The organism is Asanoa ishikariensis (genome assembly GCF_900107455.1).
In the GTDB taxonomy this organism is placed as follows: domain Bacteria; phylum Actinomycetota; class Actinomycetes; order Mycobacteriales; family Micromonosporaceae; genus Asanoa; species Asanoa ishikariensis.
Genome location: NZ_FNQB01000003.1, coordinates 1,797,132 through 1,816,564, shown reverse-complemented (window position 1 = coordinate 1,816,564; position 19,433 = coordinate 1,797,132). Strand labels below are relative to the sequence as shown.

Annotated in this window: 16 protein-coding genes and 1 pseudogene; 5 read left to right on the top strand and 12 right to left on the bottom strand. The window is 71.6% G+C overall.

All coding sequences use genetic code 11. From position 1 onward, the window contains the following. Positions 1 to 38 precede the first annotated feature (38 nt). From BLV39_RS32350 to BLV39_RS32340, 3 genes and pseudogenes are all read right to left on the bottom strand, one after another. Positions 39 to 992: pseudogene (locus tag BLV39_RS32350) on the bottom strand (AAA family ATPase); the annotation flags it as partial. Positions 993 to 1,023: 31 nt separating this feature from the next. Next, positions 1,024 to 3,708 (bottom strand): fibronectin type III domain-containing protein, encoded by a 2,685-nt coding sequence (locus BLV39_RS32345; RefSeq protein ID WP_090800913.1) that lies wholly within the window; start codon positions 3,706 to 3,708, stop codon positions 1,024 to 1,026. 238 nt (positions 3,709 to 3,946) lie between these two features. Next, positions 3,947 to 5,998 carry a tetratricopeptide repeat protein gene (locus BLV39_RS32340; protein WP_143049980.1) on the bottom strand — a complete coding sequence of 684 codons (2,052 nt, stop codon included), beginning with the start codon at positions 5,996 to 5,998 and terminating at the stop codon, positions 3,947 to 3,949. Positions 5,999 to 6,120: 122 nt separating this feature from the next. Between BLV39_RS32340 and BLV39_RS32335 the strand changes: the two genes are divergently transcribed. Continuing rightward, the gene (locus BLV39_RS32335) at positions 6,121 to 6,966 is read left to right on the top strand and encodes an aminotransferase class IV (RefSeq protein WP_239083885.1); all 846 of its coding nucleotides are present in this window, start codon (positions 6,121 to 6,123) and stop codon (positions 6,964 to 6,966) included. On the opposite strand, the gene BLV39_RS32330 is transcribed toward BLV39_RS32335, so the two are convergent. The 4 genes from BLV39_RS32330 to BLV39_RS32315 are packed head-to-tail and all read right to left on the bottom strand — an operon-like array spanning position 6,963 to position 10,967. Next, positions 6,963 to 7,667, bottom strand: a complete 705-nt coding sequence (locus BLV39_RS32330; protein WP_090800402.1) for a sulfotransferase-like domain-containing protein — start codon at positions 7,665 to 7,667, stop codon at positions 6,963 to 6,965. The two genes, BLV39_RS32335 and BLV39_RS32330, sit on opposite strands and share 4 nt — an antisense overlap. Further along, positions 7,664 to 8,377 carry a YqeB family protein gene (locus BLV39_RS32325; RefSeq protein WP_143049979.1) on the bottom strand — a complete coding sequence of 238 codons (714 nt, stop codon included), beginning with the start codon at positions 8,375 to 8,377 and terminating at the stop codon, positions 7,664 to 7,666. Before BLV39_RS32325 ends, BLV39_RS32330 begins: the two co-directional genes overlap by 4 nt. Positions 8,378 to 8,424: 47 nt before the next feature. Continuing rightward, a complete protein-coding gene (locus BLV39_RS32320; protein WP_239083884.1) occupies positions 8,425 to 9,879 on the bottom strand; it encodes a M1 family metallopeptidase in 1,455 nt (484 codons plus the stop codon). 47 nt (positions 9,880 to 9,926) lie between these two features. Next, positions 9,927 to 10,967 carry an Atu2307/SP_0267 family LLM class monooxygenase gene (locus BLV39_RS32315; RefSeq protein ID WP_090800400.1) on the bottom strand — a complete coding sequence of 347 codons (1,041 nt, stop codon included), beginning with the start codon at positions 10,965 to 10,967 and terminating at the stop codon, positions 9,927 to 9,929. A gap of 102 nt (positions 10,968 to 11,069) precedes the next feature. Here BLV39_RS32315 and BLV39_RS32310 point away from each other — a divergent pair, with 102 nt between their 5' ends. Next, on the top strand, positions 11,070 to 11,900 hold the full coding sequence (locus BLV39_RS32310; RefSeq protein WP_090800909.1) for a helix-turn-helix transcriptional regulator: 831 nt from the start codon (positions 11,070 to 11,072) through the stop codon (positions 11,898 to 11,900). Between the two features lie 17 nt (positions 11,901 to 11,917). Here the strand turns inward: BLV39_RS32310 and BLV39_RS32305 are convergent, their stop codons facing one another. Beyond that, the gene (locus BLV39_RS32305) at positions 11,918 to 13,972 is read right to left on the bottom strand and encodes an MMPL family transporter (RefSeq protein ID WP_090800399.1); all 2,055 of its coding nucleotides are present in this window, start codon (positions 13,970 to 13,972) and stop codon (positions 11,918 to 11,920) included. Positions 13,973 to 14,040: 68 nt separating this feature from the next. Here BLV39_RS32305 and BLV39_RS32300 point away from each other — a divergent pair, with 68 nt between their 5' ends. Then, entirely contained in the window at positions 14,041 to 14,463 is a 423-nt protein-coding gene (locus tag BLV39_RS32300) for a MarR family winged helix-turn-helix transcriptional regulator (protein ID WP_090800398.1), read from the top strand. Between the two features lie 10 nt (positions 14,464 to 14,473). Continuing rightward, on the top strand, positions 14,474 to 14,923 hold the full coding sequence (locus BLV39_RS32295) for a GNAT family N-acetyltransferase (RefSeq protein ID WP_090800397.1): 450 nt from the start codon (positions 14,474 to 14,476) through the stop codon (positions 14,921 to 14,923). A gap of 7 nt (positions 14,924 to 14,930) precedes the next feature. Here the strand turns inward: BLV39_RS32295 and BLV39_RS32290 are convergent, their stop codons facing one another. After that, a complete protein-coding gene (locus tag BLV39_RS32290; RefSeq protein ID WP_090800396.1) occupies positions 14,931 to 15,716 on the bottom strand; it encodes an alpha/beta hydrolase in 786 nt (261 codons plus the stop codon). A 75-nt stretch (positions 15,717 to 15,791) separates the two neighbouring features. Next, entirely contained in the window at positions 15,792 to 16,205 is a 414-nt protein-coding gene (locus tag BLV39_RS32285) for a MarR family winged helix-turn-helix transcriptional regulator (protein ID WP_239083883.1), read from the bottom strand. Between the two features lie 83 nt (positions 16,206 to 16,288). Here BLV39_RS32285 and BLV39_RS32280 point away from each other — a divergent pair, with 83 nt between their 5' ends. Beyond that, complete coding sequence (locus BLV39_RS32280; RefSeq protein WP_090800395.1) at positions 16,289 to 18,061, top strand: ABC transporter ATP-binding protein; 1,773 nt, start codon at positions 16,289 to 16,291, stop codon at positions 18,059 to 18,061. Here the strand turns inward: BLV39_RS32280 and BLV39_RS32275 are convergent. Beyond that, positions 18,058 to 18,375, bottom strand: coding sequence for a hypothetical protein (locus tag BLV39_RS32275; protein WP_090800394.1), 318 nt, complete (start codon positions 18,373 to 18,375; stop codon positions 18,058 to 18,060). The two genes, BLV39_RS32280 and BLV39_RS32275, sit on opposite strands and share 4 nt — an antisense overlap. A 73-nt stretch (positions 18,376 to 18,448) precedes the next feature. Then, positions 18,449 to 19,411: a dihydrodipicolinate synthase family protein gene (locus BLV39_RS32270; RefSeq protein WP_090800393.1), complete on the bottom strand. Its 963-nt coding sequence runs from the start codon at positions 19,409 to 19,411 to the stop codon at positions 18,449 to 18,451. Between the last annotated feature and the right edge of the window lie 22 nt (positions 19,412 to 19,433).

Sequence of the window (19,433 nt, the reverse complement as noted above, 5' to 3'; positions counted from 1 at the left end):
CGGCCGTTGGCCGGCGGCGGCGGAGTCGTGCCGCCACCGCCGCCCGGTAGCGGGACCGGGACGGTGCGCATGGCGTCGGCCAGGACCTCGTCGGACGTGGTGCCGCGGAGCTGGGCGTCCGGCGTGAGCAGGATGCGGTGCGCGAAGACCGGGCCGAGCAACGCCTTGAGGTCTTCCGGCAGGACGTAGCCCCTGCCGTTGATCAGGGCGTAAGCGCACGCGGCCCGGGTCAGCGCGATCACGCCGCGCGGGCTGACGCCGACGCGGACCTGGGGGTGCGTGCGGGTCGCGGCGGCGAGCCGGACCGCGTAGGCGTAGAGCGGGTCGGCTACGTGCACCTGCTGGGCCATCCGCACCATCTCGCCGACGGTCGCGGTGTCGGTGACCGGCTCGAGGTTGTCGGGGGAGCGCAGGTTGGCGCCGCGCAGGACCTCGATCTCGACGGCCTCGTCCGGGTAACCGACCGACAGTTTCATCAGGAAGCGGTCGAGCTGTGCCTCGGGCAACCGGTAGGTGCCGTCCATCTCGACCGGGTTCTGCGTGGCGACGACCAGGAACGGGCGGGGCACGGTGTGCCGCACGCCGTCGACCGTGACCGTGCGCTCCTCCATCACCTCGAGCAGCGCGGACTGGGTCTTCGGCGACGCCCGGTTGATCTCGTCGGCGATGACGATGTTGGCGAAGACCGGGCCGGGGTGGAACTCGAAGCCGCGGGTCGCCTGGTTGAAGATCGTGACGCCGGAGACGTCGGAGGGCAGCAGGTCGGGCGTGAACTGGATGCGCCGCCACTGGCCGTGCACGGTCGAGGCCAACGCCCGGGCCAACGTGGTCTTGCCGACACCGGGCACGTCTTCGAGCAGCACATGGCCCTGCGCGAACAGCGCGGTCAGCGTGAGCCGCACGACCTCGTCCTTGCCGAGCACGACCGCACCGACCGCGTCGGCGAGCCGGCCGGCCAGGGCCGCGAACCCCGAGATGTGCCCGGCCGGCAACGGCTCCTGCTGTGGTTGGGTCACCGGGTCCTCACACGCACGTCGGCAGGCCGTTGATGTTGTCGCCGTTGTCGAGGTTGAGCCAGGCGAACGGGATGTAGCGGGCGTTGCCCCTGAAGGTGATCTGCACCCACCAGGTGCTCGCCTTGTTGCCGTTGTACTGCACGGCCTTGATGTTGGTGCCCGCCTTCTTGCACCACGCCGTGTATCGGGCGCCGTTGGGCGTGTCGCCGACCGCCTCGCTGGCGACCTGCCGGGTGCCGGTGTAGATGCCGATGCCGCCGCCGCAGTATTCGCCGGCGGGGTCGACGCAGTAGACGAGGCCGTTGACCGCGGTGGTGGTCGCGTTGCGGGCGGGTTGGTCGACCTGACCGGCGTTGTTGCGGGCGGAGGCGACGAACGAGAAGGTGGTGCCCGCCCGCCACGCGTTGACCGCGATCTCGCCGCAGGCCCGCCAGCCGCTGGCCTCCGAACGACCGTCGTACGAGATGGTGACCTGGCACTGCGCCGCACTGCCGTTGTCGTTGACCGTCACGGGCACGGTGACCGTCGTCGACGAGACGCGGGCCGTGCCGAGCGTCACCGTGGGCTTCGCGATGGTGGTCGCGGTCGCGGCATCCGTCGGACCTTCGCCCGCCTCGTTGACCGCCCGCACCGTGGCGGTGGCCGCCTCGCCCTCCGGCAGACCGGTGACCTTCTGCGTGGTCGCCGTCGTGCGCAGCGTCTGCCCGTTGATCGTGACCACGTATTCGGTGATCGGCCGGCCGTTGTCCGGCGGCGCGCCCCAGCTCACCGTGATCGTGCCGGGCTCGTTGGGCGCCACGGCGTCGACGTTGAGCGGCTTGTCGGGCACCGTGAACGGCACGACGGTGTCACTGGCAGGCGACGGCGTGGACGCGGCGCCCTTGTCGCTGACGGCGACCACGGTGAACGCGTACTGCGTGCCGTAGTCGAGCTCGCCCGCCGCCACGATCAGCTCGGTCTTCGTGCTCTCGCCGGCCGGAGCGGTGGCACCGGCGGTCGTCGCGGTCACCGAGTATTTCGCGATGCGGTTGCCCTGGCCGTTGGCCGCGGGCCAGCTGACCCGCACGGTGCCGTCGGGCCGGGCCTCGGCGGTGACGCTGGCCGGCGCGTCGGGCACGTCGGCGGTCGGCACCACCGGGTTGCCGCGCTTGGCGGGCCCGGCACCCTTGCCGTTGACCGCGTGCACGGAGAACCGGTAGGTCTCGCCGTTGGTCAGTCCCTTGATCTCGATGGACCGCTGCCGCGCGCCGACCTCGACGGGCTGCGGCCCGCCCTCGACCACGTACTTCGTGATCGACGAGCCGTAGTCGGACGCTGCCCGCCAGCTCACCCGGGCCAGCTTGTCGCCGGCCGTCGCGGTCACCGACCGCGGCGCGCTCGGCTTCGTGACCACGTCTTCCTTGACCGGCGGCGGCTTCGGCGGGTCCTTGGGCGGGTCGCCGCCCAGCACGTCGTCGGCGTACTTGTCGACCACCCGCACGTGGTGCTTGTCGTCGACGACGCGGGCCGTCGACGAGTTGGGCGCGTTGATGAACAGGTAGTTCTCGCGGACCTCGAGCTCGAGCGGCCCGTTGGCGCCCTTGATCTCGATGGTGTCGACGAGCTGCCCGCGCTCGTCGAAGACGTAGACGCTGCCCGTGCGCTCGTCGGCGCAGTAGAACCGGCCGGCCCAGGCCACCGCCGGCCGCAGGTCGGCGCCGTCACCCGGCACCTTGAACTGGCTGACCGGGCCGCCCTCGCCGACCACCAGGACCTGCCGGCCCTCGGCGACCGTCACCGGAACCCGCGATCCGTTGGTGCGTGGTGGCACCGCGCCGATGCCGGGCAGTTGGAGCGCCACCTGGTGCTCGCGGTCGCCCCGCACGGTGGTCAGCGCGCCGGTGGTGCGGTCGAGCACGGCCACGCCGTCGTCCAATGTGCTGACCGCCAGGTCGTGGCTCGGGTCGGCCACGGTCACGGTCTTGACCAGCGCCGGGCTGACCCCGCCGCCGGAACCGCCGGAGCCGGGGTTGGACACGCCGACCAGTGCGGCGCCGGTCGGGAGCGGATCGGCCGGCGCGCTCGGCAGCGGCGCCGGGGTGATCGCGGAGACCGTGCCCTCGCTGGGCACGGCGACCCAGAGCCGCCCGGTGCCGTCGAACGTGCCGCCGGAGATGCCCGGCGGGTAGCGGACCGGCTCGCCGATCGGCACCAGCGAGCGCGGGTCTAGCTGGCGGACCACGCCCTGCGGCGCGTCGATCACGAACGCCGCGTCGTCGCGCATCGCGACGCTGACGCCGAGCCCCGAGGTCGTGCGGGTGGTGGCCATCACCTGGAGCGTCGCGAGGTCGAGCGAGCTGACCTGGCCGGTGGCGAGGTCACGGAGGATCAGGAAACGGTCGGTCTGGGTCACCTGCATCGCGTGGTTGCGGGACTGCGCGACCGGGACCCGGGTGTCGACCCGGCCCGTGAGCCCGTTGACCCGGGCCACCTCGCTCTTGGCCCGGCTCCACAGCCAGGAGCTGGCGTCGTAGTTGGCCACCGCGTTGTCGGCCACACCGAGCCCCAGGACGGTGAAGCCCATGGCCGCTACCAGCGCTATCACCACGCCGCCGGTGACGAGGCCGCCGCGCGGGATGCGCCGCTTCGGCTTGCCGAGCGCGGCGTCGAGCGCCTTGTCGAGATCTTCCGCTGCGCCGTCGGCGCCCGTCATGGTGCCGTTGTCTGTGGTGGCCACAGCCGGCTGCCCCTCCCCACCCGTGTGTAGGCGACGCTGGGCCGCCCTGGCGTTCCTCCCCGAAGCCAGGGGCCATCATATGGGGCTGTCAATGGCGGCGCGCACCCGTTGTGGTCGGCTGTGGACAGTGTGCTCGTGCCCTGTGGACAACGCTGAGCGATCCTCGTGTCACCGCAGGTCGCTCCAGTCGCGCCTACCGTCGGTGTGTTGTGGATTACCGCGGAGTCTCGGCCGTACGGGTGGTGCAGACCTGACCGGACGCGGCGTACTTGTCGGTCGAATAGACAGCCACCACGGTGAAGCAGTAGTTGATTTCGTTGCTCAGACCATTCGCCAGATACCGGGTCGCACCGGGCTCGATCGTCGCCATCGCGCGAAGCTGCGTGCCGGACCGTCCAGCCGCGACGATGAACGGCACCGTGCCGGCCGTGGGGTCGGTCCAGGTGAGCAGCAGGGCGTCGCCGTCTTCCCGTACCGCCAGGTCTGTGGGTGGATCGCCACCCAACGCGGGCCCGTTCGGGATCACCGCGCCGGCGCTGATCTCGGGCACCGCGGCGTTCCGCGGCGGGTCGGTCTCCTTGCGCAGCACCACGGTCAACACGAGCAGCGCGGCCACGACCGCCGCCGCGGCGGCGACGAACGCGGCCACCGTCGCACTGCGACCCCGCGCCCGGTCCCGAGCCGCGGCAGCCGCCATCGGACCATGCAGGGATACGGGCGCCACCTCGACCGCCGCGGATGGAGTGGCAGCAGGCCTGGGCCGCGGCCCGAACGCCTGCGGCATCCTCTCCCGCGCGGGCTCCAACTCCTGCCCCCACACCCCAGCCGGGGCCGACTGTCCGTGCGCCGTCGGGCCGCCGGGAGACCCGGGCCACCCAGGCGCGTTGCCTGGTTGCGCGGGCACGACGTTGCCCGGTTGCGGGGCAGGCCATCCGGCAACGTTGCCCGGTTGCGTGGGCGCGGCGTTGCCGGCTTGCGGGGTAGGCCATCCGCCGGTGTTGCCTGGTTGTGTGGGTGCGGCGTTGCCGGGTTGCGGGGTTGGCCACCCGCCGGCGTTGCCCGGTGACGTCGGTGCGGGCGTGGCGTTGCCCGGTTGCGCCGGTGGGTTGGTGGCGAAGCCCGACCATCCGCCACCGTTGTCCGGCGTGCCTGCGGCCTGACCGCCGTCCGCGCCGGCGCTGGCCGGAGGGGGTGAGCTCGGCGCCGGCGAACCCCAGCCGACCGCACCGCCCGGTGGCGTCGGTCCGCCATCGCCGCTGTTCGGGCCCGGCCCCGCAGGGTCGTGAGGGGCTGCTCCCCACGGTGCCGCACCGCCCGCCTTCGGCGCTGGCTCATGTCCAGGCTCCGACCCGCGGCGGTCCACTTCGTCCGGTCGCCGAGCACCCTGCGTAGGCAAAGCCTGGGTTGGTGCGTCGATCGCGGCCCGGGTCGCCTCGGCGGCGGCACCGTCCCGCGGCGGGCCGAACACCCCAGGCGCGACCTCGTGCCCCGACCGTGCCGCCGCCTCGGCAGCCCACGGCGAGTCCGGCGGCGTCCCGCCAGCGGACTCCGGCTGAGCTGCGGGCTGACCGCCTGCGGGCGACGGAACGGCGGTGTCGTGCGGACCTGCGGGCCAGTTGCCGCCAGGCGACGGAACCGCTGGGCGGGTTGGTCGAGGCGGACCGGAGGGTCCGGCGGTGGACGGTGGGCCCGCGGGCCAGCCGGCGGCGGGCGACGGGACGGGCGGACCGGCCGGCCACCCACCGCCTGGCGGCGGAAACGACGCACCCGGTGGGCGTAAACCTGGCGGAGGCGGCGCGACCTCGGGCTGGAGAGGCGGCAGCGGAGGCATCTCGCCGCCGCTCGACGCGAGATAGTCCACCGCCGTGCGCACCATGTGATGGTCTTCACCGAACGCGGCCCGGCCGTGGGTCGCGACGCGGGTGAAGTTGCGGCGGGCCTCGTGGCGGTTGCCCAACTCCTCCGCGACCGTGCCCAGGTCGAACGAGAGCGCCAGCATCAGCGGGTTGGCCTCGCCCAGATGCAGCTCGCCGGCCGCGATCGCCTCTTCCAGAACCCGGCGGGCGGCGGCCGGGTCGTCGGCCTCGCGGTGCAGCGTGGCCAGCGCATGTTGGCCGCCGAGCAACTCCGGGTGGTCTTCGCCGAGAAGTGGGCGGGACGCGTCGATCGCGTCCTCGAGGATCGCGCGGGAGGTGTTCAGGTCGCCGGCGTCGCGCAACGCCTGTGCCTGGCGGAGCGCGGCGGCGAGGGGGGAGGGCGACGACACGCCAGACACTCTGCCCTCGGGACCGCCCTGCGCGCTAGTCGGGTGGATGGCCGTGATCTGCTGGGTGAATGCTGCAGCGGTACGACCAGAGGAACGCCGACCTTCGCTATTGGGTCAATGGTGTGCTTCGCCACCGGGACGAGCCCGGATTGTCGCCGTTCGACTCGGTTGTCCAGGGTGGCGACGCGGTCTGGGAAGGGCTGCGGCTGTACGACGGCAAGATCTTCGCGCTCGACGCGCACCTGGCCCGACTGCGACGGTCAGCGAAAGCCTTGAACTTCGCCGACATTCCGTCCGATTCGGACATTATCCGCGCGGTGGCGGAGACGCTCAAGGCCAACGACATGCGTGACGGCGTACACGTGCGGCTGACCCTGACCCGTGGCGTCAAGCTGACCAGCGGCATGGACCCCCGGCTGAACACGGTCGGCAGCACCCTGATCGTCCTCGCGGAGCACAAGCCGCCGGTGTACGACACAGCCGGCCTGACCTTGGCGACCGCCAGTGTCCGGAGGCCCGGCGCCGACGTGCTGGACCCGAAGATCCACCACGCGAACCTGCTCAACTCGATTCTGGCCAAGGTCGAGGCCAACGTGGCCGGCGCGGACGACGCCCTGATGCTCGACTCCCGCGGCTTCGTGGCGGAGACCAACGCCACCCACCTGTTCGCCGTGGTCGACGGTGCGCTGGTCACCCCGCGTACGGTCGCCTGCCCAGAGGGCATCACCCGTGACACGGTGCTCGACCTGGCACCGAAGGCCGGCATCCCGGTCATCGTGCGCGACATCTCGCTGGTCGAGATGTACACCGCGGACGAGGTGTTCTGCACCGGCACGATGGGCGAGCTCGCCGCGGTCACCACCATCGACGGCCGGACGATCGGCGAGGGCGAGGTCGGCCCGGTGACGAGCAAGTTGTCAGCGATCTACCAGGCACACGCCCGGGAGCACGGCACAGCGGTGATCTAGAGCCGGTGAGCGGCCAGCTCGTCGTAGAACGGCTGCGCCGCCTCCACCAGATGGGCCAGATGCGTGGGCACGTCGGCCGGCTCGTCGCGATAGGGCGCGAAGCCCGTCGACCGCTCGACCGCCGCGTACCAGTGCGGCGCCCAGACACCGTCGCCCTCGCGCCGCCCCGCGGGCCAGCTCAGCATCGCCTCGTCGAACTCGATGCCCAGCTCCGCACAGAGCTTGCGGAGCTGGCCGGCCGGGTCGCGGAGCAGCGCGGCGGAGTCGAGCACCGGGCCGCCGTGGGCGCGGAAGATCTCCACCTGCTGCGGGTAGCCCAGGTCGTCGAGGGTCGGCGTGCCACGCACCTTGGCGTACGAGGCGACGACGTGCGCCGGGTCGCGGATCAGGAACGCGTTGGTCACCTGGCCCAGCCACAGCCGGCCGACCTCGCGCAGCAGGTGGTGCGCCATGTGCTTCTCGAACTGGACCGACCGACCCGGGGGCAGCGGCCGGCGCAGCTCGTCGACCGCCTCGGACCAGTGGGTCGGCTGGCTGGCCAGGATCTCGGCCCGGCCCGGGTGGTCGAGGCCGGTGGACGCCAGGTAGAACGCGTAGAGCGGCTCGTCGACGACCACGCAGTCGGGTCGCGCGCCGAAGCTGCGCATCAGGGCGGTCGAGACGTTGCGGGGCCCCGACCACATCGCTATCCGCAGCGTCATGCCAACTCCCGCCGGTCCCGTCGCCAGTGCTGCTTCTTCTTCTCGTCACGCACCACGATGCCCAACGCGAGCAACTGATCGCGGAGCATGGTCGCCTCGTCGGTCTTGCCCTTCTCCAAAGCGGTGGCCCGGTCCATGAGCAGGCCGTGCGCGACGCCCGGCAGGTCGTCGTCGAGCCGGGTGTAGATCCGGAACTCGGCCCGGTGCGGGTCGCCGTCGGCGAGCCACGGATAGCCCTTGCCGGTGAAGGCCGCCGCCACGTCCTTCTTCGACAGGTCGGTCTTCTCCCGGGCCAGCTCGCGGGCCTCGCGGCCGAGCAGTACAAGCTCGTTGCGGTCGAAGAACGCCGCGGTGACCTCGCCCCGGGCCGCCCGGCGCGCCTTGGCCTGGTTGCCGCCGCGGGTCAACGTGACCTCGCCAGGCCCGACCCGCACCACCAGCATGTCGGCGACCGCGAGGAACGTGACGATCAAGCCGACCACCGCACCGACGCCGACCGCCGCCAACGTCGCCTGCGGGTCGGGCGCCTCGTCGATCCACCGGAAGACGCCGCGCAGCGGGGCGACCGGCAACCCCGCGACCAAGCCCGCGGCCCACTGGACCACCCAGCCGAGGCCGGCGCCGAGCAGCGGGAACAGCACCCAGTAGAGGACCCGGGCCGCCGGGTCGTCGACGACGGTCTCGTCGAAAGACGACTCGTTGGCGGTCACGCCGCCGATTGTGCCCGACAGCCCGGTGCTCCCGCCGCCCCGTCCGATCAGGCCAGCGGTCCCGTCTCCGGCGGTGTGGTCGGCGAGTCCAGCCACGTATCGATCAACGCGGTGAAGTCGTGGCCGGTGGTCTTGTTGACGTACGCGATGAACGATGCCCGGGTCTGCTGGTTGTTCAGGTTGTCCCGCACCCAACCCTGCGCCAGCGCGAAGAACCGCTCGTCACCGAGCGCCTGATGGAGCTGGCGGAGCATGCCCGCAGCGCACGTGTAGACGTTGGGCGCACCGAACTCGTCGCGTTTCGGCGCGCCGGGCGGCCCGTACTCCTTGCGCAGCTCGCCGTCCCGTTTCCGGCTCTGTGTGACCAGGTCCTTGCGGCTCAGCCCGTAGTTCTCCACCTCGTAGAGCTTCTGGGCGTAGAGCGCCCAGCCCTCGTTGAGCCACATGTCGCGCCAGTCGGTCAGGGTCACCGCGTCGCCGAACCACTGGTGGGCGTACTCGTGCAGCGTGATCAGGTCGTTGTACTTGTCGTCGATCTCCGTGAACACCTCGCCGAGCGTGACCATCTGCTGGGTCTCCATCGCCGAGCCCGACTCGACGACGACCACACCGGCCGAGTCGAACGGGTACGGCCCGAACTTCTTCTCCAGCCAGGCGAGGAAGGTGGTGGACCGCTTCAGCGGGGGCAGCGCCGAGGCATCGTGGTACCAGTAGGTGAGCGGGATGCCCCGCGGCCCCTGGTCGGTGAACTTCTTGAACTTCCCGACCGCGAGCGTGGTGGCGTACGACGCGAACGGCACAGTGCTGCGGTACCGCAGCGTGTTGCCGTCCTGGCCGACGGGTGTGCCGCTGGCGACCCCCGACCAGCCCTTCGGCGCGGTGACCGCGATGTCGTACAAGGCCTCGTCGGACGGGTGGTCGTTGGCCGGGTACCAGGTGAACGCGCCGAACGGCTCCTGCATCGTCCACACGCCGCCCTCGCGGTCGACGGTCAGCCCGAGCGGGTGGGTGTCGCCGCGCTTCGACGGCATGGGCGTCTGCGTCGGCTTGCCGTGGTAGCCGACCACCAGCGTGACCGGCGCGTCGGCGCGCACCGCGCTCTCGACGACCAACTTCTCCGCCTTGGTCACCGCGCCGGTCACGGCCTTGCCGTCGAGGGTCACCGAGTCGAGGGTGTACGGCTTGAAGTCCAGCGCGAGCGACGGCGCGTCCCGGGTCGGCCGGATCCGCAGCGTCGCCGTGCCGGTCAGCACGCGCTTGGTCGGCGACCAGTCCAGCTCCAGCCCGTAGTGCAGCACGTCGAGGGCGTCGGTGCCCCGCTCGGGGTAGATCGGGTCGAGCACCGGGGTCGACCGACCCGCCGCCCAGGCCGCGTACGCGTCGGCGGTCTGGGCGGGGGTCGGTTCCGGTGCTTTCGACGGCGCCGGCTCGTCAGTGCAGCCGGCTATCAGGGCGGCCACGGCGGCCAGTGCTACCGCAGCGCGGGGGATCGAGGGCTTCACGCGCCTTCAAACGCGGCGTGGTCGATCCCCGGTTGTCCCGGACCGGATTAATTCTCGGATTCGCCCAACAGCTCGCGGACCATTGGGGCGACCTTCGTCCCGTACAGCTCGATGTTGCGCATCACCGCGTCGTGCGGCACGCCGGCCAGGCCATACTTGAGGTCGAAGCGCACCGCGCCCAGCGTCCGCAGCGAGTCGGCGATCTTGCGCGCCACCGTCTCCGGCGAGCCGACGTGCCAGGCGCCGTTCTCGATCTCGTGCCGGAGCTGGTCGGCCGTCGGTGCCCGCCAGCCGCGCTGCTTGCCGATCCGGGTGAGCACCTCGAGGTAGTGCGGGAGGAGCTGCTCGTACGCCTCCTCGTCGGTGTCCGCGATGTGCCCCGGCGAGTGGATGCCGATCGGCATGGCCGGCTTCTCCAGCCGGCGCTCCGCCTCCCGGAACAGGTCCGCGAACGGCTTGAAGCGCTCGACCGGGCCGCCGATGATGGCCAACATCAGCGACATCCCGTACGTCGCCGTCCGGATCACGGACTTCGGGCTGCCGCCGACGCCGATCCAGGTCCGGATCGGTCCACCCTCGGTGTGCGGCACGACGTCGGCGTCGACCAGCGGCGCGCGCAGCCGGCCAGACCAGGTCACCGGCTTCTCCTCGAGCAGCCGGGCGAACAGGTCGACCTTCTCCTCGAACAGCTCCTCGTAGTCGGCGAGGTCGTAGCCGAAGAGCGGGAACGAGTCGATGCTCGATCCGCGACCGAGGATCACCTCGGCCCGCCCGTTGGAGAGGGCGTGCAGGGTCGCGTACCGCTGGTAGACGCGCACCGGGTCGTCGGAGCTCAGCACCGTCACGGCGGAGCCCATCCTGATCCGCTCGGTCTGGGCCGCGATCGCCGCCATCACCAGGTCGGGCGCGGACAGCGGCATGTCGAAGGTGTGGTGCTCGCCGATGCCGAAGAAGTCGAGGCCGACGCGGTCGGCGAGCACGGCGTGCTCGACCAGGCCACGGATGGTTTCGGCGTGGCTGACCGGTTTGCCGTCGTTGTCGGAGAGGACGTCGCCGAACGTGTCGAGACCCAATGAATATTTGCTCACGCAACAAGGTTGCACCTGGGTAGCGACGGCGACCACGCCCTGCGCTGGGTACCCACGGCAGGGGACGGCACCGGTGTCGTCGCGGAGGGGATGATCAGGACCATGAGCAGCGAACTCGGCGACTTCCTGCGCTCGCGCCGGGCGGCCCTGACACCAGCTTCCACCGGGATCCGGACATATGGCACGGCGCGGCGGGTGCCGGGCCTGCGCCGCGAGGAGGTGGCCCAGCTCGCCGGCGTGAGTGTGAACTACTACACCCGGATCGAGCAGGGCGAAAGCCACCAGATGTCCGACTCGGTGCTGGACTCGTTGGCGGGCGCGCTGCGCCTGGACGAGGCCGAACGACTGCACCTGGTGCGCCTGGCCCGCCCGGCCGCCGTGCCGCGCCGCCCCGCCGGCCCCGAGAAGGTCCGCGACTCGGTGCTCGCCCTCGCCGACAGCGCCACCGACCAGGCCGTCATCGTCGTCGGCCGGCGCACCGACCTGCTCGGCGCGAACCGGCTGGGCTTCGCGCTGCTCGGTTTGCACCCATCCGAGCGTCCGAACATGGCGCGCCAGATGTTCCTGTCACCGACGATGCGCGACCTGGTGGTGGAGTGGGAGCGCGAGGCCCACAACACGGTCGCCTACCTGCGCAACGCCTCCAGCGACGCCCACGACGACCCGCTGCTGGCCGAGCTTGTCGGCGACCTGAGCATCCGCAGCGCCGAGTTCGCCCGGATCTGGGCGACCCACCCGGTCGCCGAGTGCCTGCACTCGTTGCGCGAGTGGGACCACCCGCTGGTCGGCCGGCTCACCCTCAACGAGGAGAGCCTGCGCCTGCCGGACGACCCGGGCCAACGCATCATCTTCAACGGAGCCGCGCCGGGATCGCCGTCGGCCGAACGCCTGCGCCTGCTCTCCTCACTGGTCACCGCCCCCGACGAGCCGTAATCCACTGCGGACCCGAGTCACGAGTGTGTTTGTCGCTTGCCTGGCCACCACCAGTTGACGCGGCCGAAGGCGGCTACCAGGGCCGGGGTCAGGACGCCGCGGACGATGGTGGCGTCCAGGGCGATGCCCAGGGCCAGCGTGGTCGCGAAGATCTTCACGTCGACCACCGGGACCGTCGACAGGGCGATGAAGGCCAGCACCAGGATCAGGGCGGCCGAGGTGACCAGGCGGCCCGTGTAGCCGATGCCGTGGATGGTCGCCTCGTCCGTGGACAGGCCCGCGTCGTGGCCCTCGCGGATCCGGGACAGGATGAAGACCTCGTAGTCCATCGACAGTCCAAAGAGGAACGAGAACGCCGCGATCGGCACCCACACCGTGATCGACCCGCTGGACTCCGTGCCGAACAGGGCCTCGCTCCCGTGGCCGTCCTGCCAGATCCACACCGTCAGGCCGTACGCGGCGGCGATCGAGACCACGTTGAGCAGGAGTGCCTTGATCGGCAGCCAGATCGACCGCAGCGCCCGGGCCAGCAGCGCGAAGGTGATCACCACGACCAGGGCGAGCACCCACCAACTGTCACCGTAGATCGCCTCGACCGCGTCGGCGTCCTGCGCGGCGGTGCCCCCGACTTCGCCTGTCGCCGCCGCCCGCACCCGCTCCACGGTCTCCGCGCCCGCGGGCGTCGCCGGGTCGTCGGTCAGCAGCACCGGCAGCAGTCGCTGGTCGCCCTCAACCCAGCCAGGGCCGTTCGGGGTGACCACCGTCCACACGCCCTCGACCTGGTCCAGCGAGGCGGCCGCGGCCGGGTCGGTGGTCACCAGCTCGACCGGTCGCAGGGCGCCCACGGCGCCGGCGTCGACCAGGTTGCGGTAGCCGACCGCCGCCGGGCTGTCCCCGCCCGCGATCGCGGCCAGCTCCGGTGAACCGAGCCGCAGGCCGAAGACCGGCAGCGCGAGCACGACGAGCGCGGCGGTGGCCAGCACGGCCGAGACCCAGCGGTGCCGGACGACGAACCGGCCGACCGACAGCCAGGCCCGGCTCTCCGTCTTCGGCGGCCGCCGGCGCGGCCACTCCAGCCGGGGGCCGACCGAGGCCAACAGTGCCGGCAGCAGGGTCATCGCGACCAGCACGCTGACCAGCGGGATCAGCAGGCCGCCCAGACCGACGCTGCGCAGGAACGGCAGCGGCAGCACGACCAGCGCGAGGAGCGAGATCGCCACCGTCACACCGCTGAAGACGACCGCGCGGCCGGCGGTGGCCATCGCCGTGCGTACCGCCTGCTCGTTGTCGGCCCCGTTCGCACGTTCCTCGCGCCAGCGCATGATGAGCAGCAGTGCGTAGTCGATGGCGACGCCCAGGCCGATCAGGCCGACCAGGTACTGCACGATGAACGACACGTCGACGCCCGCGGTCAGCGCCAGCACGAGCAGGAACGTGGTGGTGATGGCGACGGCGGCCATCAGCAGGGGTACGAGCGCGAGCACCGACCCGAAGGCCAGCGCCAGCACGACCAGGGCGCCGCCCGCACCGAGCGCGATCTCGACGATGATCGGCCGGTCGGAGCCGCCGCCGCTCTCGTTGAGCGGGTCGACGCCGGTCACCAGCGGCTGCGCGCCCGCCACGGTGACGCCGGCGAGCGCGCCTTCGAGCTGGGGGAGGGCGGCGGCGTACGGGCCGGGTCCGGGTGTGAACGGCGGGTAGACCAGGGCGAAGGCGGTGCGGTCACGGATGAACGGCGCCGGGTCGGCCACGTCCAGCGGTGAGGCGACCCGCCAGCCGGGGCGCTGCAGTCGACCGAACGCGGCCGCCAGCTCGTCGCGTACCCCCGGGTCGGTGAAGCTCCGGCCCTCGGGAAGGGTGACGGTGACGACCACCGGGTCCACGTTGCCGCCGCCGCCACCGAAGGTGTCCTGGATCTTCAGGTTGGCCTCGTACGCTGGCTGGCCCGGGAAGCTGAACTCGTAGCTGAGCCGGTCGATCGCCTTGGGCGCGAGCGCACCACCGACGATCGCGAGCACCAGCCAGCCGAGCATGACGAGCCGCCGGTGCCGCAGGATCCGCTCGGTCCACATCGAAAGTCGCTCCCGGGGTCAGGGGTATAAGGAGCCTTATAGGTAGCCGAGACCATACGCTACTAAACATGGAGTTCGACGACGACGCCGTCGTCCCGTGGACGGTGGTGCGGGCCAGCCACGCGCTCAGCCGGGTCTTCACGGCCCAACTGGCCGAGGTGGGCCTCAAACCGCACCTGTTCGGCATCCTGGCGACGCTGAGCCGCAACCCCGGGATGTCGTCGGCCGAGCTCGCCCGCCAGGTGCGGGTCACGCCGCAGAGCATGGGCTCGCTGTTGCGCGGCCTGGTCGCCGACGGCCTCGTCGAGCACCCCGAACCCCGGCGCGGTCAGCCGCTGTCGGTCAGCCTCACACCGGACGGCCACGAACTGCTCGGCCGCGCCTGGCCGGTGATCGCCCGGATGAACCGCCCGGCCGCGCTGGGCCTCACCGCCGCCGAGGCGACCCAGCTCAATACGCTCCTGCACCGGGTGTTGGCGGCCACCGACTAGGTTTTGGCCGGTGCGAGTGAGACGAGCGACGGTCGCCGACGCGGCGGCGCTGGCCGGCCTGCGCTGGCGGCGGGTGACCGAGGAGGGCGACTACACCGGCACCGACCGCGCCGACTTTCTGGAGTCCTTCGCCGACTGGCTCGCCGAGCACCAGGCATCGCACCTGCCGTTCCTGGCCGAGGACGGCGAGCGGGCCGTCGGGATGGCCTGGCTGATGGTGGCCGAGCGGGTCCCCACTCCGCGCAGCCGAAGCCGGCGGAGCGGGGACGTCCAATCGGTGTACGTGGTGCCCGAGCTGCGCGACGGCGGTGTCGGCGCGGTGCTGCTGGCGGCGGTGTTGGCCGAGGCTCGCACGCTCGACCTGGAGCACGTGACCGTGCACTCGAGCGACCGTGCGGTGCCGTTCTACCAGCGGGTCGGCTTCGCGCACGACCGCACGCTGCTCTACTGGAAGCCCTGACCGGGTCTCAGCCCGCATGCCCGGCCAGGAAGGTGTCCACATCGGACTCGATCGCGCCGAGCATGTCCCAGCCGTGCAGGGGGCTGTCCTTCAGTTCGATCAGTTTCTTGTCGGTGGCCGCGACCGCCTTGAAGAAGCCCTGGTCGCTGTCGCCGCAGAAGGCCGACGGGTCGTCGTCGGCGCAGGCGAACAGCAACGGCACCTTGATCGCCGCGGCGGCGTCGCCCGGCGTGGTCGGTGCGGTGGCGGCGGCCGCGAACGAGGTGTCGTGCGCGGACAGCGAGACCACCGCGTCCACGTCGGTCTCCGGGTGCGCGGCGGCGACCAGTGCGATCGAGGCACCCCGGGACGCGCCGATGAGCTGGACCGTGGTGGCGCCGGAGCGGCGTAGCTCGGCCACCGCGGCCGGCAGGTCGGTCGCCGGCTCGGGGCCGCCGCACTCGCTGAGCCCGTCGCAGCGCTGGTCGAAGGCGAGCACCTGGTAGCCCTCGCCCGCCCAGCGCAGGGCCTGCGGGAACCAGCCGCACAGGTCGCTGCCGAGCTGGTGCACCAGGACCAGCCCGCGCGGGCCGGTGCCGAACCGGGCGGCGGCGAGCTCGAGGCCGTCGCTGGTGGTCAGCACCACCTTCGCGACGTCGCCGGAGCGGCCGCAGCGCTCCGCGGGTGGTGGAGCTTCGTCGGCCGTGGACGGCGGGGCCGGTGGAACGTCGTCGTCGCCGCAGGCACCGGCGAACGCGACCGTCAGAACAGCGCAGCACAGCAGGGCCGCGATGCGGCGTGGGAGCGCTTCCATGCGCGTGACTCTATCGTGGACGGACACCCGCCCGCTGTCCGATCTTCTGTCAGAACCTGGTCAGCGGTGTAGCCGTTATTCGTGGGCGAGGTCGTGCAGGATGCGGCTCAGGTGGTCGCGGTCCGCGGTGGAGAGCGAGCCGAAGAAACGCTCGGACTCGGCCGTGCGCGCGGTGCGGATCGCGGTCGCGGCGGCCGTGCCGTCGGTGGTCAGGGCGACCAGGGTGGCCCGGCGGTCGGCCGGGTCGGGGTGGCGCTCGACCAGGGCGCGCCGCTCGAGGTCGTCGACCACCTCGGTGGTCGAGCGGGGCGCGATGTGCAGCTTCTCGGCCAGGTCGCCGAGGCGCAGTGGGCCGTGCTCGACCAGGACGTTGATCGCCCGCCACTGGGCCGGCGTCACCTCCCAGGGCGCCATCGTCTCCCGGTTGAGGTGCCGCAGCCGCCTGGCCACGCCCCAGAACGCCTCCGAGAGGCTCTCCCCCTGGTCCACGGGGAATACCGTACCAACTGATCTAGTTGTAACCTCATGTTGAGGGAACCTCAGCAATACGCACGCGGGAGGACAACCGGACCTTGCCTTCGTACGAACGTGGCCGACGCGCGAGCGAGGCCGAGAAGACCCAGGCGCGCGAGGTGTCGCTGCGCCGGATCGGGCGGCTCTTCACGCCGTACCGATGGCCCCTGGGCATTGTCACTTTGATCATCATCGTCTCGTCGATCGTCGCGATGGCGTCGCCGTTCCTGTTGCGCGCCGTGATTGACGACGCGTTGCCGCAGCAGAACCTTCGGCTGCTGATGTGGCTGGTGATCGGCATGATCGGCGTGGCCGCCGCCACCGCTGCCCTCGGGGTCGTCCAGACCTGGATCTCGACCTCCGTCGGGCAGAAGGTGATGCACGCGCTGCGCACCAGCGTCTTCGGCCACCTGCACCGGCAGTCGGTCGGCTTCTTCACGCGGACGCGCACCGGAGAGGTGCAGTCCAGGATCACCAACGACATCGGCGGCATGGAGGCCGTGGTCACCACGACCGCCACGTCGATCGCCTCGAACCTCACCACCACCATCGCCACCATGGCCGCGATGGTCGCGCTCTCCTGGCAGCTCTCCCTGGTCTCGCTCGTCGTGCTGCCCCCGGCGATCTTCCTGACCCGCCGGGTGGCCCGGATGCGCCGGGCGATCACCGAGCAGCGCCAGCGCGAGCTCGCCGACCTCAACGTCACCATCGAGGAGGGCCTCTCGGTCAGCGGCGCGCAGCTCTCCAAGACGCTGTCCACCGGTGCCGCCATGATCGACCGGTTCACCGCGTCGTCCCGCCGGCTGATCGACCTGGAGCTGCGCTCCGAGCTCGCCGGCCGCTGGCGGATGGCCTCGATGAGCATCATCTTCGCCGCGATCCCGGCGCTGATCTACCTGAGCGCGGGACTGCCGTTCACCGCCGGCGCCCTGAGCATCGGCACGCTGGTCGCTTTCACCGCGTTGCAGGCCGGCCTGTTCCGGCCGCTGATGGGCCTGCTCAACGTTGGTGTCACGCTGACCAGCTCGCTGGCGCTGTTCGCGCGGATCTTCGAGTACCTGGACCTGCCGGTCGAGGTCGACGACCCCGCGACGCCCGTGACGCTGGACCGGGTCGAGGGGCACCTGCGTCTGTCGGACGTCAGCTTCACGTACCCGGGCAGCCAGGTTCCCGCCGTTTCCGGCGTGACGATCGACGTGCCGGCCGGTACGTCGCTGGCGCTCGTCGGCGAGACCGGGTCCGGGAAGAGCACCCTCGCCGGGTTGGTCGCGCGGTTGTACGACCCGACCGCCGGCCGCGTGACGATCGACGGGGTCGACGTGCGTGACCTGCGGCTGGCCGACCTGGCCGGGATCGTCGGCGTGGTCAGCCAGGAGACCTACCTGCTGCACACCACGATCCGGGAGAACCTGCGGTACGCGAAGCCGTCGGCGACCGATCTCGAGCTGGAAGAGGCGGCCCGGGCGGCCCAGATCCACGACGTGATCGCCGCGCTGCCGGACGGCTACGACACCATGGTCGGGTCGCGTGGACACCGGTTCTCCGGTGGTGAGAAGCAACGCATCGCGATCGCCCGTACGCTGCTGCGCGATCCGAAGATCCTGGTCCTGGACGAGGCGACCAGCGCGCTGGACACCGAGACGGAACGGGCCGTGCAGCGCGCGTTCGACCGGCTGGCCCGCGGGCGCACCACGGTGATGATCGCGCACCGCCTCTCGACGATCCGCCATGCCGACCAGATCGTGGTCGTCGACCACGGCCGGGTGCTGGAGTCGGGCACGCACGAGACGCTGGTCGACTCCGCCGGCCGATACGCGGCGCTGGCCGCCTAGCTCTCGTCGTACCGGGTGGGCGGGAACGGGTTGTCCGGGCTCAACGGCCGGGTCTCGTCCTCGTCCTCCTGGCGCGCGGCGACGCCCTCGATGTCCTCGACCAGCGCCGAGTCGCTGAGGTCGGTGGGCACGGGCTCGTCGGTGGCCGGTGGCACGTCGTCGGGGTCGTAGTCGGACGTACCGGCGTCGACCCGCTCCTCCCGCGTGCGGCGCGCCAGCTCGTCGTCGTCGAGCCGCTGCGGCGCGCCACCGTGGAACCGCCGGTCCCGCTGGCCCTCGGCAGCCTCGGTGGTGAAGTCCTCTTCCCTAGCCATCCATCCAGTCTTACTCCGGCCGCGGCCCGTTTGCGGGGTTTCAGGTGGGTGGGGTTTCACGTTTGCGGGGGTTTCAGAGCGGGTCGAGCCCGGCCGCGCGCAGGTTCGCCACCGCGTCGCCGACCTCCATCTCGCTCGGCGCCGGGATGGGCACCCGGGGAGTGCCGCCGGACTGCCCGTACGCCCTCCTGATCGCCTTGATCAGCCCCAGCGGTGTCTTGCCCTCGCGCAGCACCGATCCGTGCGCGAACTCGCCGGCCGCCATGATCCAACCGAGCCGTTTCTGCGCGTCGTGCCACTGTCCTTTCTCGACGGAGACGAAGAACTCGTGCAGGTACGGCTGGCGCGGCGTCTGCAGGAACAGGGCCCGGCTCGACCCCATCACGACGTCGGGCGCGACCTCCGGATAGAGCATCCGCGCCACCAGGAAGTACTCCTCGACGGGGCTGGTCACCATGACGTCGCGGCCGACGGCCTCCAGCGTCTCCAGGAAGACGTCGAGCCGCACCGCGCCGTCGAGCAGCAGTGCTATCTGCGGCCTGAGCGCGAGCTCACGCAGCAGGGGCAGGTCCATCTCGTAGCCGATCTCGGACAGGCTGGTGTTGTAGAACCCGAACGGCGCAGGCACCCGGCCGAGCACGTAGTCGAAGAAGGCCAGCACGCCGCCGTGCCCCCGGGGACCGAAGAACGGCGGCCAGAGCATGATCATGCCGGCTCCGGACTCGGCCGCGTGCGTCGCGAGGTCGGCCGCGTCGTCCGGGGCGGTGTGCGTGGCCGACACCGCGACCGGGACCCGGCCCGCGACCGCGTCGAGCACGATCTCGGTGAGGCGCTTGCGCTCGGCCACCGTCAGCAGCCAGAATTCCTGCCACACGGAACCGACGTAGAGGCCGCCGACGCCCGGCAGGCTCAGCGTGTACTCGACGTCGTTGCGCACCGCCGCCTCGTCGATCGAGCCCGATTCGGTGTACGGGGTGAACATCACCGGGATGTATCCGGAGAGGTTGGTCCGGGCCCACGTCTTCGCCTCCGTCAACGGACGCCTCCTCGCATGTGGC

Excerpts from the sequence above, each read along its gene's own strand:
- BLV39_RS32310 (WP_090800909.1), top strand. The coding sequence starts at position 11,070 with ATGAGCAGCGAACTCGGCGACTTCCTGCGCTCGCGCCGGGCGGCCCTG.
- BLV39_RS32345 (WP_090800913.1), bottom strand. The coding sequence starts at position 3,708 with ATGACGGGCGCCGACGGCGCAGCGGAAGATCTCGACAAGGCGCTCGAC.
- BLV39_RS32330 (WP_090800402.1), bottom strand. The coding sequence starts at position 7,667 with ATGACGCTGCGGATAGCGATGTGGTCGGGGCCCCGCAACGTCTCGACC.
- BLV39_RS32275 (WP_090800394.1), bottom strand. The coding sequence starts at position 18,375 with ATGGCTAGGGAAGAGGACTTCACCACCGAGGCTGCCGAGGGCCAGCGG.
- BLV39_RS32290 (WP_090800396.1), bottom strand. The coding sequence starts at position 15,716 with ATGGAAGCGCTCCCACGCCGCATCGCGGCCCTGCTGTGCTGCGCTGTT.
- BLV39_RS32305 (WP_090800399.1), bottom strand. The coding sequence starts at position 13,972 with ATGTGGACCGAGCGGATCCTGCGGCACCGGCGGCTCGTCATGCTCGGC.
- BLV39_RS32300 (WP_090800398.1), top strand. The coding sequence starts at position 14,041 with ATGGAGTTCGACGACGACGCCGTCGTCCCGTGGACGGTGGTGCGGGCC.